Annotated in this window: 13 protein-coding genes; 5 read left to right on the forward strand and 8 right to left on the reverse strand. The window is 56.8% G+C overall.

Features of this window, described 5'->3' with window-relative positions:
- Nucleotides 1-375 precede the first annotated feature (375 nt).
- From hpxK to AAIG26_RS06715, 3 genes are all read right to left on the reverse strand, one after another.
- Nucleotides 376-1,626: an allantoate amidohydrolase gene (hpxK, locus tag AAIG26_RS06705; RefSeq protein WP_343180276.1), complete on the reverse strand. Its 1,251-nt coding sequence runs from the start codon at nt 1,624-1,626 to the stop codon at nt 376-378.
- Nucleotides 1,626-2,864 (reverse strand): alanine--glyoxylate aminotransferase family protein, encoded by a 1,239-nt coding sequence (locus tag AAIG26_RS06710; RefSeq protein WP_343180278.1) that lies wholly within the window; start codon nt 2,862-2,864, stop codon nt 1,626-1,628. The genes hpxK and AAIG26_RS06710 overlap by 1 nt, the downstream gene beginning before the upstream one ends.
- Nucleotides 2,865-3,066: 202 nt before the next feature.
- The gene (locus AAIG26_RS06715) at nt 3,067-3,906 is read right to left on the reverse strand and encodes a MurR/RpiR family transcriptional regulator (protein WP_020456674.1); all 840 of its coding nucleotides are present in this window, start codon (nt 3,904-3,906) and stop codon (nt 3,067-3,069) included.
- Between the two features lie 117 nt (nt 3,907-4,023).
- On the opposite strand from AAIG26_RS06715, the gene ggt reads away from it, so the two are divergent.
- From ggt to hpxZ, 4 genes are all read left to right on the forward strand, one after another.
- The gene (gene ggt, locus AAIG26_RS06720; RefSeq protein WP_343180280.1) at nt 4,024-5,607 is read left to right on the forward strand and encodes a gamma-glutamyltransferase; all 1,584 of its coding nucleotides are present in this window, start codon (nt 4,024-4,026) and stop codon (nt 5,605-5,607) included.
- 9 nt (nt 5,608-5,616) lie between these two features.
- Nucleotides 5,617-5,802: an oxalurate catabolism protein HpxX gene (gene hpxX, locus AAIG26_RS06725; RefSeq protein ID WP_020456672.1), complete on the forward strand. Its 186-nt coding sequence runs from the start codon at nt 5,617-5,619 to the stop codon at nt 5,800-5,802.
- 97 nt (nt 5,803-5,899) lie between these two features.
- On the forward strand, nt 5,900-7,276 hold the full coding sequence (locus AAIG26_RS06730; protein ID WP_343180281.1) for an AtzE family amidohydrolase: 1,377 nt from the start codon (nt 5,900-5,902) through the stop codon (nt 7,274-7,276).
- Complete coding sequence (hpxZ, locus tag AAIG26_RS06735; protein ID WP_269231627.1) at nt 7,273-7,656, forward strand: oxalurate catabolism protein HpxZ; 384 nt, start codon at nt 7,273-7,275, stop codon at nt 7,654-7,656. Before AAIG26_RS06730 ends, hpxZ begins: the two co-directional genes overlap by 4 nt.
- Nucleotides 7,657-7,690: 34 nt before the next feature.
- Here the strand turns inward: hpxZ and cysH are convergent, their stop codons facing one another.
- Genes cysH through cysJ form a run of 3 tightly spaced genes read right to left on the reverse strand, consistent with a single transcriptional unit; the run spans nt 7,691 to nt 11,997 of the window.
- Complete coding sequence (cysH, locus tag AAIG26_RS06740) at nt 7,691-8,425, reverse strand: phosphoadenosine phosphosulfate reductase (protein WP_045513282.1); 735 nt, start codon at nt 8,423-8,425, stop codon at nt 7,691-7,693.
- Between the two features lie 54 nt (nt 8,426-8,479).
- Nucleotides 8,480-10,192: an assimilatory sulfite reductase (NADPH) hemoprotein subunit gene (gene cysI, locus AAIG26_RS06745; RefSeq protein ID WP_020456669.1), complete on the reverse strand. Its 1,713-nt coding sequence runs from the start codon at nt 10,190-10,192 to the stop codon at nt 8,480-8,482.
- Nucleotides 10,192-11,997 carry an NADPH-dependent assimilatory sulfite reductase flavoprotein subunit gene (gene cysJ / locus AAIG26_RS06750; protein ID WP_343180282.1) on the reverse strand — a complete coding sequence of 602 codons (1,806 nt, stop codon included), beginning with the start codon at nt 11,995-11,997 and terminating at the stop codon, nt 10,192-10,194. The genes cysI and cysJ overlap by 1 nt, the downstream gene beginning before the upstream one ends.
- A 356-nt stretch (nt 11,998-12,353) precedes the next feature.
- Here cysJ and queD point away from each other — a divergent pair, with 356 nt between their 5' ends.
- On the forward strand, nt 12,354-12,716 hold the full coding sequence (gene queD, locus AAIG26_RS06755; protein ID WP_017458754.1) for a 6-carboxytetrahydropterin synthase QueD: 363 nt from the start codon (nt 12,354-12,356) through the stop codon (nt 12,714-12,716).
- Between the two features lie 98 nt (nt 12,717-12,814).
- Here the strand turns inward: queD and AAIG26_RS06760 are convergent, their stop codons facing one another.
- A complete protein-coding gene (locus tag AAIG26_RS06760; protein ID WP_343180346.1) occupies nt 12,815-13,600 on the reverse strand; it encodes an SDR family oxidoreductase in 786 nt (261 codons plus the stop codon).
- 214 nt (nt 13,601-13,814) lie between these two features.
- Nucleotides 13,815-14,486 (reverse strand): 7-carboxy-7-deazaguanine synthase QueE, encoded by a 672-nt coding sequence (gene queE, locus AAIG26_RS06765; RefSeq protein ID WP_045513290.1) that lies wholly within the window; start codon nt 14,484-14,486, stop codon nt 13,815-13,817.
- Nucleotides 14,487-14,681 lie beyond the last annotated feature (195 nt).

Genomic DNA, 14,681 nt, shown 5'->3' on the forward strand with positions numbered 1-14,681 from the left:
GTTAATACTTTGATTTATTAATGTTTATTTTTTGGCTAACGCAGAGGAGGTAGCAGGCACCTGCGGATGCAGGCGATGAAATGCACAGTTAGCGTGCAAACCATGCACTAAAAGGGAAGAAAGAAACCAAAGGGGGAACGACCTGAACACGACAGGGACGTAGTGATGAGGAGGCGAAATGACCCGTTCTCAATCACTACGTCGAAGACAGAAACCAACACAACCTGCCGCGCCTGCCAGCCCGGCCTGTTCTCAGCATGGCGAATTCACTATCACAACGGCCAGGGTCCAGGTGCGCCCGAACAGAATGGCAGGCTGATATTTTTACCGTGATCCCCGATAACCGCACGCTGACACGGTAGTAACAGCTTGACGCTACGCCGCGTGAATAAGCCTTCCTACCGCAAGGCTCAGGGCGCGCAGCGCCTGGGCGACATCGCTACAGGCCACGCTTTCCGCCGGGTGATGGCTGATGCCTTTATAACAACGCACAAACAGCATGGCGGAAGGCCAGCGCTCCGCAATGGCGATAGCATCATGTCCTGCCCCACTCGGCAGAGATAAAACCTTCCCCTGCACGGTGTGTACCGCATCGGCCAGCTCTTCACGCAGTGGCATATCACACGGCGTGGCGGCGATGGTGTAAAAAATGTCGTGGCGGAACTCAAGCCTGCGTTGCCGGGCGATGCGGGTGGCTTCATCCAGCAAGAGGTTGAGCAACGCTTCGCGCTTATCATCGTGCGGGCTACGGATATCGAGCGTAAGCCCAACTGCGCCGGGGATCACATTCACCGCGCCGGGTTCGCATTGCAATGTGCCAACGGTGGCAACCATCTCCGGGCCAGCCTCGATCGTTGCCTGTTCGATAATCTGTATCCATTCGGCGGCAGCGGTCAGCGCATCACGGCGATGACGCATCGGCACCGTACCGGCGTGCCCGGCCTCACCGGTAAAACGGCAGCTAAGCCGCCGCGCACCGTTGATGGCCGTGACCACGCCGAGCGCCAGATCCGCGTCTTCCAGCACCGGCCCCTGTTCAATATGCAGCTCCAGATAGGCGGAAAAATCCCCGACCGGGCGCTGCGCCGTAGCAATCTGTGCGGCATCCAACCCGGCCTGTTCCAGCGCCTGTGCCACGCTGATACCCTGCGCATCTTCACAGGCCAGCCACGCTTGTGGCCAGCTGCCGGTCAGCCCACGGCTACCCAGCAGCGCGATGTTAAATCTTGTGCCCTCTTCGTCAGCAAAACCGACAATCTCGATCGCCTGCCTGCCGCGCAGGTTAGCCCGATTCAGGCCATCAACAACTTCAATCGCCGCCAGTACACCAAGCATACCGTCGTAACGCCCGGCGTCGCGCACGGTATCAAGATGCGAACCGAGCAGCAGCGCCTGGCCTCCCGCTTCGATACCTTCGTAACGGCCAAAAATGTTGCCGACCGTATCTTGCCAGGTGCGCATCCCTGCCTGCTGCATCCACCCGGCAACCAGCGCATTTGCCTGCAAATGCTGGGGCGAGAGATAAACACGGGTAAGCTGACCCGGCGTTTCGCTGATTTGCGCCAGCGCGTCACAGCGCTGCATAACCCGGCTGGCGGCTTGTGCGGCATCGAAAGGTGTCATCATTAACTGACTCCTTCGTAAATATCCCATGCCGCCTGCATACCCGCTCCCTGGATGGTGCGAAAACCCAGCCGGTTCAACACCGCTTCCAGCGCGGTCAGCGTTTGCAGCACGCAATCTTTACGCGCGTTATAGCCCATGGTGCCGATGCGCCAGATCTTGCCCTGCAGCGGGCCAAACGAGGTGCCAATTTCAATATGGAAATCATCCAGCAGACGTTTACGCACCTCTTCGCCATGCACTTCCCGCGGGATTTGTACGCCGAGGACGTTGTTCATCTTGTGCCGGATATCGCCAAACACTTCCAGCCCCATTCCCTGGATGCCCGCCAGCAGCGCGCGCCCGTGCAGTTCGTGGCGCGCAATCAGCTTATCCATCCCCTCTTCGAGCATAATGCGCGCGCATTCGCGGGCGGCGAACAGCATGCTGGTCGCTTCCGTGTGGTGATTCAGACGTTCCGGCCCCCAGTAATCCATCACCATGCCGAGATCGAAATAGTTGGAGTAGATCATCTCCTGTGCGCCGTCCTGATGCGCCTCGGTGCGAATGCCCTGTTCTACGCATTTGCGCGCCCGCACGGCAGCTTCCATTCGTGGGCTGAGGGTAATGGGCGAGCTCCCGGACGGGCCACCAAGGCACTTCTGCAACCCGGCGGAAACAGCATCCAGGCCCCACGCATCGCTTTCTAACCGGTTACCACCGAGCGAAGCGGTGGCGTCGGTATAAAACAGCACATCGTGGTGGCGGCAAATCTCACCTAATTGCTCCAGCGGTTGCAGCATGGTGGTCGAGGTATCGCCGTGTACCGTTAACAGCAGGCGCGGCTTGATGCGAACGATGGCATCTTCAATCTGATCCGGGCTAAACACCTCGCCCCACGGCACCTCAATGGTGTGGACTTCAGCGCGGCAGCGGCGGGCAATTTCACACAGCAGATGACCAAAACGGCCAAACACCGGCACCAGCACCTTATCCCCAGGGCGAATGGCGGAAACGAGGATCGCCTCAATACCCGCGCGCGAGGTGCCATCCACCAGCATCGTCCAGCGGTTTTCCGTGCGAAACACCTCGCGGTAAAGCGCCATCACTTCATTCATGTAGCCGGTCATCACCGGATCGTATTGCCCTATCAACTGGCTCGCCATCGCCCGCAGAACACGCGGGTCGGCGTTGATTGGCCCCGGCCCCATCAACAGGCGCGAAGGTGGATTAATTTGCGGGAACTGCTGGAAATCAAACATGGGCGCGTCCTTTAGTCTGCGACAGCGTGAAATGTGAAACAAAAGATTCTTTAAATTAATTTCTGCAACTAATGTGCCACAGACAAAAAAACGACACCAGCGCTGGATAGCCGCTATTTCATGCCAAAAACCATAAGAAAACGGGGCGCTTAACGCCCCGTCATAACACATCAGGATGGTGCATAAGCACCTTTATGGTGCATTAACGGTGTTCAAGCTCATCCAGTTCATCGTACAGGGAAGCGATGTGGTGAATGCGCTGACGCCCTTCGCTCAGCGCGGTGTGCAGCACGGCATTGGACAGCAAATTAACCAGGCTCATGGCGCTGCTGTAGCTGTCGAACGCGGAGACGCTCTCCAGCGGCAAACCGATGTGCCAGCGGCACAGCGGCTTAATGCTGGCTGCCTGCGGCTCACTGATTGCCAGCAGCGGAATGCCCTGCTGATGCAACACCGCCAGCAGCGGGCGCACCACGCGCGGGCGGCGGCGAAACGCCACCACCACCACCATATCCTGCGGAGTGATATCGACCACTTCTTCCGCCAGCGTCTGCCCCGGCTGCGGCATCAGCAGCACCTGACCACGGCTTTGCAGCAACTGCTGACGCAGGTGTAACGCCACAGGGGCGCTGTTACGCAGCCCCAAAATAAAAACCCGCTTCGCGGTATTGAGCGCGGTGACAATTTCGGCGAATTGCCCGGCATCCAGCGTATTGACCCACAGCGTCAGGTTCGCCATCTCCTGCTTGTAATGGCGCGCCAGCAATGTGTTGCCCTGCACCGCGTCGCGGTTCTCGGTCAACGGCATACCGCTCTGGCGCAGCGTGCGCAGTTCATCGCGCATCTCTTTGAAACGATCGTAGCCGAGGCGCTTAAACAAGCGACTGACAGTCGCTTTCGATACCCCGCTCAAGCGCGCCAGCTCGGCGCTGTTATAGCTCACCAGATCGTCGAAATGATCGATGATAAACGAGGCAACCCGTTGTTCCTGCGGGGATAGCTCGTCAAAGCTCGCCCGTAAACGCTCATCCAGCTGCTGCATAGCTTCTCCTGCAACTTTTGTTTCAGGCTAAGCTGACACAGTGAAACGCCTGTCGTCAATCTGGAACAGCTCTTGCTTAGTGTTCTGCACTTACCCGCAAAAACAGGAAGCGTGACGATGCAAAGTAATATGGCCCCCTCCGGCATGGCGGTGACACCGCACCATCTCGCCAGCGAATCGGCGTTGTCGGTGTTGCGCCACGGCGGCGACGCGATTGAAGCGATGGTGGCGGCAGCAGCAACGATTGCAGTAGCCTACCCGCACATGAACGGCATCGGTGGCGATGGCTTCTGGTTGATTGTGCCGCCAGAAGGCGAACCGCTAGCCATCGACGCCAGCGGCGCGGCCGGACAACACGCAACGCGCGAATTTTATGCCGGTCACGTACATATTCCCCATCGCGGTACGCTTGCTGCGCTGACCGTACCCGGCACGCTCAGCGGCTGGGATGAGGCGCTGAAGGTCTCCGCCACGCTCGGTGGCGGGCAGCTTCCGCTCTCACGGTTACTGGCCGATGCGATCCGCTACGCCGCCGAAGGCATCCCGGTGACCCAGTCGCAGGCCAGCGCTACGCAAAGTAAATATGCGGAACTGGTGGATATCCCCGGTTTTGCAGACACATTTTTACAGCAAGGCAACGCCCCACTGGCCGGCAGCCGGTTTTGCCAGCCGAAACTCGCCCGCACGCTGACCCAGCTTGCCACCGAAGGGCTGGAGAGCTTTTACCGTGGCTCGCTGGCGCAGGTGATCGCCCATGAAATGCAGATGTTGGGTTTGCCCGTGACCGCCCAGGATCTGGCGAACCATCGTGCCCAGCGCCGCGTGCCGTTGAAGCTCAGCCATAGCCAGGGCGAAATTTTCAATATGACGCCGCCGACGCAGGGGCTGGTATCGCTCGCCATCCTCGGCATTACCGACCATCTGGAGATGGCGCAGGCCAGCGACGTGCAGACCATTCACCGCATTGTGGAAGCGACCAAGAAAGCCTTCGCCCTGCGCGATCGCTACATCACCGATCCGCGCCACGTCACGCTGCCGGTACAGAGCCTGCTGGAACAAGCGCCGCTGGAGCAACTGGCGGCCAGCATTGATGAGCAACGCGCCGCGCCCTGGGGTCAGGGGAAAGGGCCAGGCGATACCGTGTGGATGGGAGTTATCGACAAAAACGGGCTGGCGGTGTCGTTTATCCAGAGTATTTATCACGAATTTGGCAGCGGCGTGGTGCTACCGGAAAGTGGCGTGCTGCTGCAAAACCGTGGCGCGGCCTTTAGCCTCGATCCGGCGCATCTGCTGGCGCTGATGCCTGGCAAACAGCCGTTCCATACCTTAAACCCCGCCGCCGCGCGGCTGAAAGACGGGCGCACGCTGGTTTACGGCACCATGGGCGGCGACGGGCAGCCGCAAACGCAGGCCGCTATTTTTACCCGCCATGTCATGCAGGGTATGCCGCTGCAGGAGGCGGTTTGCGCCCCGCGCTGGTTGCTGGGCCGCACGTGGGGGCAACTTTCCGATAGTCTGAAACTGGAAGGACGCTTTAGCGAAGAGACATTTCAGGCGCTGCGCGCGCTGGGCCATGACGTTGAGTGGTTGCCGGGAATGAGCGAAGCCACCGGGCACGCAGGGGCGATTGTGCGCCACCCCAGCGGCATGCTGGAAGGGGCTTACGATCCGCGCAGTAACGGCAGCGCAGCAGGGTTTTAAGGAGCAATGATGAATACACCTTTTGACTGGCCGACCTATATCCGATTGATGGAACAACTGCTTGATGTCCCGCTGGATGATGCACGCCGCGCCGAACTGGAAATCCAGCTCGCCAGAATCGCCGCGATGGCGCAACCGCTGATGGCCTTTACGCTGCCGCATCGCCAGGAAGGCGCAGGAGAGTACCGGCTATGAATTTATCGATTGCTGATATCCGGCGCGGTCTGCGGGAGAAAAACTTTAGCGTCGGAGAACTGGCGCATCGCCAGCAAGGTACAGGAGAGTGCCGGTTATGAATTTATCGATTGCTGATATCCGGCGCGGTCTGCGGGAAAAAACCTTCAGCGCCTGCGAGCTGGCGCAGCAGACGCTGGCGCACGTTGAGCGCGACAATCCGCGCATCAACGCCTTCACCGCCATCACTGCTATGCGAATGCTGGCTGAGGCCGCGCAAATCGACCGGCAAATCGCGAAGGGCGAAGCATTGCCCGCGCTGGCAGGCGTGCCGTATGGAGTAAAAAACCTGTTTGATGTTGAAGGTGTCACCACGCTTGCCGGGGCGAAACTCTTCAGCCAGCGGCCACCGGCTACGGAAGATGCCTTCGCGCTTCGCCAGTTGACGCGCGCGGGCGCGATGCTCGCCGGGGCGCTGAATATGGATGCCTACGCCTATGGTTTTACCACCGAAAACAGCCACTACGGCGCAACGCGTAACCCACGCGATCCCGAGCGTATCGCGGGCGGCTCGTCCGGCGGTTCGGCTGCAGCTGTCGCCGCGGGGATGGTCAATTTTTCGCTCGGTAGTGACACCAACGGATCAATCCGCGTACCCGCCTCCCTGTGCGGTATTAACGGGCTGAAACCGACATTTGGCCGTCTGTCGCGTAGCGGTAGCCATCCGTTTGTCGCCAGCCTCGATCATATCGGCCCGCTGGCGCGTAGCGTTGAGGATTTAACGCAGGTGTATGACGCTTTGCAGGGTCACGATCCCGACGATCGCTGGCAGTCCGATCGCGCCAGTGATGCCGCCTTGCCGCAGTTGCATGGGGAAAGCAGGCTGCGCTGCGCCGTGCTGGAGGGGTATTTCACCACCTGGTGCGATGATGATGCGCGCAAGGCCGTTGCCCGTGTCGCGCGAGCGCTGAATGCTGACAATGCGATAACGCTGCCGGAAGCGGAACTGGCGCGAACGGCGGCCTTTTTGCTGTCGGCAGCGGAAGGCGGCAACCACTATTTACCCGCCCTGCGCACCGACGCTGACGCGTTCGAACCCAACTCGCGCGAACGCCTGCTGGCGGGCGCGATGACGCCCTCGGCCTGGTACACGCAGGCACAGCGGTTTCGCGCCTGGTTTCGCGACAAAACATTGCCGCTATTCGATGACGTCGATCTGCTGTTAGCCCCGGCAACGCCTTGCTGTGCCACGCCGATTGGCGCACAGACCATGCATATCAATGGTGTCGATTTACCCATAAAAGCAAGCATGGGGATGCTGACGCAGCCAATCTCCTTTCTTGGCTTGCCGGTGGTCACCGTGGCGCTGAAAACCGCCTGCGGTTTACCGACAGGCGTACAGATTATTGGCGCGCCCTGGCAGGAAGCGCGCTGTTTACAGGCGGCATGGCGGCTGGAGCAGGCCGGTCTTCTTTTTCCACAGGATGCAGCATGAACCGAGATAATGTTGATCGCCCGGCGATCCTCAATGAAGTGACCACCGCGTTTTACCGCTATGAGCAGGCGCTTATCAGCAACGATATCAATGTGCTGGACGAGTTGTTCTGGGATGACGCACGCACCGTGCGTTACGGCGCCACCGAAAACCTGTACGGCATTGCCGCGATCCGCGATTTTCGCAACGCTCGCCCCTCAAGCGGGCTTGAGCGCGTGCTACGCAATACCACTATCACCACTTTTGGCGATGATATGGCGGTAGCGAGCACCGAGTTTACGCGGGAAAACAGCGAGAAAATTGGCCGCCAGATGCAGACCTGGGTGAAGTTCCCGTGGGGCTGGCGCATTGTGGCGGCGCATGTGAGTGTGATGGGGTAACAATAGCCCTCTCCGGTAAAAGAGAGGGAGAACATTAACCTTCGTGCAGCCCGCATTCGCGTTTCAGGCCAAAGAAGCGGGTCTCTTCTTCTGCCATGCCTGGCTCCCATTTGCGAGTGGTATGCGTGTCGCCCACCGAAAGGTAGCCCTGATCCCACAGCGGGTGGTAGTTCAGCCCGTGTTTTTGCAGGTACTGGTAGACCGTGCGGTTATCCCAGTCGATGATCGGCAGCACTTTGAACACGCCGCGCTGAATAGCCAGCACCGGCAATGTGGCGCGGCTGCCGGATTGCTCGCGGCGCAGCCCGGCGAACCAGGTTTTCGCGTTCAGTTCGGCCAGCGCGCGGTTCATCGGCTCAACTTTGTTGATGTGATTGTATTTTTCAATCCCTTCAACGCCCTGCTCCCACAGCTTGCCGTAGCGCGCCTCCTGCCAGGCCGGGCTGTGCTCGGCGCGGTAGATTTTCAGGTTCAGCTTGAGCTTATCCGTGAGCTCGTCGATAAACTGGTAGGTTTCCGGAAACAGGTAGCCGGTATCGGTGAGGATCACCGGGATATCCGGACGCACCTGGTTTACCAGATGCAGGCTCACCGCCGCCTGAATACCAAAACTTGAGGAGAGCACATATTCACCCGGCAGGTTTTCCAGCGCCCAGGCGACACGCTCTTCAGCGCTGAGTTTCTCAAGCTGCGCGTTGGTTTCAGAAAGCTGCAGTATGCGGTCTACTTTGGGCAGCTCGTTTAGCGCGTTCAGATCGAGTACGGACATATTGACCTCTCTTATCACCTCTTCCTCCCCGATCGGGGAGGAAGGAATCAGGCGTTATTCCCAGAAATCCCGCGCCGGATCGAGCACCGGGCGGATAATTCCAGCGCGGATGGTGAAGTCGCCAAAACCTTCGCCCTCTTCACGCTCGTGCGCCCAGCGTGCGACCAGTTCGTCGATAGCGCCAAGGATTTCGGATTCAGTAATGTTTTCGCGGTACATGCGCGGAATGCGTGTACCACTGCGATTACCGCCGATATGCAAGTTATAGCGTCCCGGCGCTTTACCCACCAGGCCGATCTCCGCCAGCATCGCACGACCGCAGCCGTTCGGGCAGCCGGTCACACGCAGCACAATATGGTCATCGCCCACGCCGTGTTTTTCCATCAGCGCTTCGACTTTATCGACAAACGAAGGCAGGAAACGCTCGGCTTCCGCCATCGCCAGCGGGCAGGTCGGGAATGACACACAGGCCATGGAGTTTTCGCGCTGCGGTTTTACCGCGTCCATCAGCCCGTGGCTGCGCGCCAGTTTTTCGATCTTCGCTTTCTGGCTTTCCGGCACACCGGCGATGATCAGGTTCTGGTTAGCGGTAATGCGGAACTCGCCTTTGTGGATCTTCGCAATTTCCAGCAAGCCGGTTTTCAGCGGTCGTCCCGGGTAATCCAGAATACGGCCGTTTTCAATAAACAGCGTCAGGTGCCATTTATTATCGATGCCTTTCACCCAACCGATGCGATCGCCACGACCGGTAAATTCATACGGACGGATCGGTTCAAATTTGATCCCGGCGCGGCGTTCAACTTCCGCTTTGAAGGTTTCAACGCCCACGCGCTCAAGGGTGTATTTGGTTTTGGCGTTTTTACGATCGGTACGGTTACCCCAGTCGCGCTGCGTCGTAACCACCGCTTCCGCGACCGCCAGCGTGTGCTCCAGCGGCAGATAACCGAATTCGCTCGCCGTGCGGGCATATGTTTTCTTGTTACCATGCTCGATAGACAAACCGCCGCCAACCAGCAGGTTAAATCCCACCAGCTTGCCGTTTTCCGCAATCGCCACGAAGTTCATGTCGTTGGCGTGCAGATCGATGTCGTTCTGCGGCGGAATAACCACCGTAGTTTTAAACTTACGCGGCAAGTAAGTCTGGCCTAAGATCGGCTCTTCATCCGTGGTGGCCACTTTTTCCTGATCGAGCCAGATCTCGGCATAAGCCCGGGTGCGCGGCAGCAGATGTTCGGAGATCTTTTTCGCCCATTCGTAGGCTTCAGCGTGCAGTTCAGATTCGTACGGGTTCGAGGTACAGAGCACGTTACGGTTCATGTCGTTGGCGGTTGCCAGTGCGTCCAGCCCAACGGAGTGCAGCATCTGGTGCGCCGGTTTCACATTTTTCTTCAAAATGCCGTGAAACTGGAACGTCTGACGGTTGGTCAGTCGGATGCTGCCGTAAATGGTGTTGTCGTGGGCGAATTGATCAATCGCCTGCCACTGTTTGGTGGTGATAACGCCGCCCGGCAGGCGGCAACGCAGCATCATCGCGTGGCGCGGCTCCAGCTTTTGCTCAGCACGCTCGGCGCGGATATCGCGATCGTCTTGCTGATACATGCCGTGAAAACGGATCAGCAGAAAGTTGTCGCCTTTGAAGCCGCCGGTCAGACCGTCATGCAAATCTTCCGCAATCGTACCGCGCAGGTAGTTGCTTTCGCGTTTCATGCGTTCGGCGTCGGTCAGTTTGCCTTCGACCACCAGTGGGCCGGGGTGTTTTTCGCTCATTAGTAGACATCTCGCTGATAACGGCGCTCAACGCGCAGCTCACTTAAAAATTCATCCGCCGCTTCGGTGTCCATGCCACCAAATTCGGCAATCACATCCAGTAAAGCCTGCTCAACGTCTTTCGCCATGCGATTGGCGTCGCCGCAGACATAAATGTGCGCGCCGTCGTTGATCCAGCGCCACAGTTCCGCGCCTTGCTCGCGCAGTTTGTCTTGTACGTAAACTTTTTCTTTTTGATCTCTGGACCAGGCCAAATCGATGCGGTTCAGCACGCCCTCTTTCACATAGCGCTGCCACTCAACCTGGTAGAGGAAATCTTCGGTAAAGTGCGGGTTGCCAAAGAACAGCCAGTTTTTGCCTGGCGCGTCATCGGCGGCGCGCTGCTGCATAAAGGCGCGGAACGGCGCAATACCGGTGCCCGGCCCAATCATGATCACTGGCGTTTGCGGGTTCGCCGGCAGACGGAAGTTATCGTTATGCTCGATAAATACGCGAACTTCACCCTCGTCTTCTACGCGATCGGCGAGGAAGCTTGAAGCACCGCCCGCACGGGCGCGGCCTTCGACGTCATAACGCACCACGCCAACGGTGATATGTACTTCACTCTCCACTTCTGCCTGCGAAGAGGCAATAGAGTAAAGGCGCGGCGTCAGCGGGCGCAGCAGGCCAATCAGCGCGTCCGCATCCAGCTGCGCCGGAGAGAAACGCACCATGTCGACAATCGGCGTGGTCGCGGCGTAGTGCTGCAACTGCGCTTTATCACCGACCAGCGGCAGCAACGATTCGCTGCGCGTCAGGGTGGCGTAATTTTCCACGATATTGGCGGTGTTGACCGTCAACTCGAAATGCCACTGCAACGCTTCGGCAAGCGGCAGGGTTTTGCCATCGACCGTGACGGGCTCATCACCTTTCAGCCACAGCAGTTCAACCAGCTCTTTGACTAACGCAGGATCGTTCTGATACCAGACGCCGAGCGCATCGCCCGGCTGGTAACGCAGACCGGAGTCGCCCAAATCGATCTCGATGTGACGCACATCTTTTTCTGAATTACGCCCAGTGATTTTCTGGTTAACCGACAGGCTTGCACTCAGCGGTGCTTCTTTGGTGTACGGGCTGGAGACGATTTCATTCACCGCACCGCTGGCGGCAACAGCAGCTTGCACAGGCGAAGAGGCTGGCGCACGGGCTTTCAGCACTTCAACCACACGGGCGCGCCACTCTGCGGCGGCGGCCTGGTACTCCACATCGGCATCGACGCGATCCAGCAGACGTTCAGCACCCAGCTCAGCCAGTTTGCTGTCAAAATCTTTCCCGGCCTGGCAGAAAAACTCATACGAGGTGTCGCCCAGACCGAAGACCGCAAAAGCGGTGCCATCCAGCTTTGGCGCTTTTTTCGAGAACAGGAACTTATGCAGCGCAACAGCTTCTTCCGGCGCTTCGCCTTCACCCTGCGTTGAAGCAACGACGATCAGCAGTTTTTCATTGGCGATCTGTTTGAATTTGTAGTCGCCTGCGTTGACCAGCGTAACATTGAGTTTCGCGGCCAATAAATCATCGCGCAGCGCTTCGGCTACACGGCGGGCGTTACCGGTCTGCGAGGCGGAAATCAGCGTAATAGAGGACGCTTCTGCGACCGGCGTCGCAGCGGCAACCGCGCCAGCTGGCTGCTGATTCAGCACGCCCCAGAAATAGCCGGAAACCCAGGCGAGCTGGGTGGGTGTTAAATCAGTGGTGGCCGCCTGGAGGCGCGCCAGTTGCTCCGGGCTAAGCGGAAGCAACGCGGAAGGTGGGACCTGGGTCGTCATGCGTCGTATTGTTCCAGTAGCAATTCCCTTTCGTCTTTCGCGCAGCCTGTGAACGCGCCAACGCCGCGAAATCCATGGGGATATAATTTTAAAAAAGTGAAGTGAAACTAAGGTTAACGGTGGGGATAATAACAATTAAAGAAAGGTTGGAAATAATAAATAACCAAATGGACTAACCTGTTTTAGTTATAGTTGATAACACTAAAACAGGTTAAATAACTTATTGAATTACATTGATAAAACGAATGTATTGCGGTTCGGCTTCTGTCGTAACCGCTTTTAGTGATTTTAATTAATGCTAAAAAAGGTCATTTCCGCTACCATGCGGCGGTTTTTTGGAAGCCTGAGAGTTCATTATGTCGACCACGTTGTTTAAAGATTTCACTTTCGAAGCCGCGCATCACCTGCCGCATGTCCCGCAGGGGCACAAATGCGGTCGTCTGCATGGCCACTCGTTTATGGTGCGCCTGGAGATCACCGGCGAGGTGGATCCTTATACCGGCTGGATTATGGACTTCGCCGAGCTGAAAGCCGCGTTTAAACCGCTTTACGAGCGCCTGGATCACTACTATTTGAATGAGATCCCAGGGCTGGAAAACCCCACCAGCGAAGTGCTGGCGAAATGGATTTGGGATCAGATGAAACCGGTGGTGCCGCTGCTGAGCGCGGTGATGGTAAAAGAGACCTGCACGGCGGGTTGCGTTTATCGCGGCGAATAAACGACTTTCGTACCGTCAACCTGCGAGCCGGCCAGCCCTGCGGGTTGACAGCACATTTGCCCACGCTTTATCTGCTCCGCTCACCCTCTCCGGTCTATTTAACGCACCAGATAGCCGCCATCAACGACCAGTAAATGACCATTTACATAATCTGAGGCGCGGCTGGCGAGAAAAATGACTGCGCCCATTAAATCCTGCGTATCTCCCCAGCGCATAGCCGGTGTGTGATCAATTCCCCATTTATATTGTTTGCGATCGTTACGAATTATCTGCGTGATATCCGTGGAGAAATATCCCGGCGCAATACCGTTTACCTGAATATTAAATTGCGCTAATTCGTCGCAATAGGCTTTTGTTAAACCGGCCAGCGCATGTTTTGTCGCGGAATAGGCGGGAGATCCCTGTTGACCTAAAAATGAACGCACCGAACAAATATTGATAATTTTTCCGCGAAGGTTTTTCGCCATCACTTTTGCCGCTTCATGACATAATTCAAAGGCGGCTGTCAGATTCACGTTAATCATCGGATCCCAATCAGTGCGATTAAACTCCCAGACATTATTCATTTTGCAGATGCCCGCGTTATTCACCAGGATATCAACCGTACCAAAACGTTCGCAGCAGGCGGCAATAATTTTTTTTGGCGCATCTTTTTCAGTGATATCAATCGCCATGAATTCAGATTCTGCCCCCTGCTGCTTAATGGCTTCTTCTGTTTCCCCACTGTCATCACTGATAGCGGGAATAAAAACATTTGCCCCCGCTTTCGCCAGTGCGACAGAAAATGCCTGCCCTAACCCACTATTACCACCGGTGACAATCGCAGTTTTACCCTGCAAGGAAAAAAAACTCATTGAGAAATTATTAATTGATCTTATTGACATTACTTGTTCCAAAATCCTTTTAGAAAAAGCGAAACCTCATAATAATGAGACAAACTTATTTTGAGAGATAAAACAACGAATGACTTCTATCACAGTAAAACAATGTTACATTTGATAAAGGTCAAATTTAAATTACCACCACAATTTACTTCGGAATAATCACCAATATTTAGCTTGCGTATTAATAAAAAACCCGCCAGCGGCGGGTTTTTTATTAAGCAATATTGAGATATTTGTGCGTCTGCATTGACAGCCGCCAGTTGCGGGCAATACAGGTTTCAATACACAAGCGTGTCGCATCCTCTTTCTGGCTGATCGGCTGCAAGGCGATTACCCGCTGCTTATCATCGTGCAGCTGCGCCAAAAGCTCGTCCAGCGCTTCAATATCGCGCACGCGGCCAACAGGGTGCTTAATCTCATCGGCGCGTTCCAGCGCCTGCTGGAGGACATCATAACCGCCGCGCATATTTACTTTCGGCGATACGGTGACCCAGGTGGCGTGCGACGTACGAACGTCGTGCGTGCCGCTGGTTTCAATCTGACAGCTAAAGCCGTTGTGCTCCAGCAATGTGGTCAACGGGGTGAGATCGTGAATGCAGGGTTCACCGCCGGTAATCACCACATGGCGCGCAGTCCAGCCCTGGCGCTGGATAATGGCGAGCAGATCTTCACTGCTTGCCGCACCCCATTTATCGCTCTCTTTGGTCTTCGCGAGAATGCTGTACAGCGAAACCTCCCGATCCGCGAGCTTATCCCAGGTGTGTTTGGTATCGCACCAGGCGCAACCAACCGGGCATCCCTGTAAACGAATAAAAATGGCGGGAACGCCGGTGAAGTAACCCTCGCCTTGCAGGGTCTGGAACATCTCGTTAATCGGGTACTGCATCGTCGCTCTTATTAGCAGGGAAAAACGCCATTATTGCAGATAACCCGCAGGGGATCATGTGCCATTTGCGCCGCGCACGGCGGGCTATTTAACCTGCTGATAATGAAAACTATCAGTTATGGCAAATTGTCATTACCTGCTATCAGCCGCTATCCTATGGCGGTTCTTTCTCTGGTTTGCCCCGCAAGGATGATG

Origin of the sequence: Kosakonia sp. PSU_27 (genome assembly GCF_039409795.1) — a bacterium.
In the GTDB taxonomy this organism is placed as follows: Bacteria; Pseudomonadota; Gammaproteobacteria; order Enterobacterales; family Enterobacteriaceae; genus Kosakonia.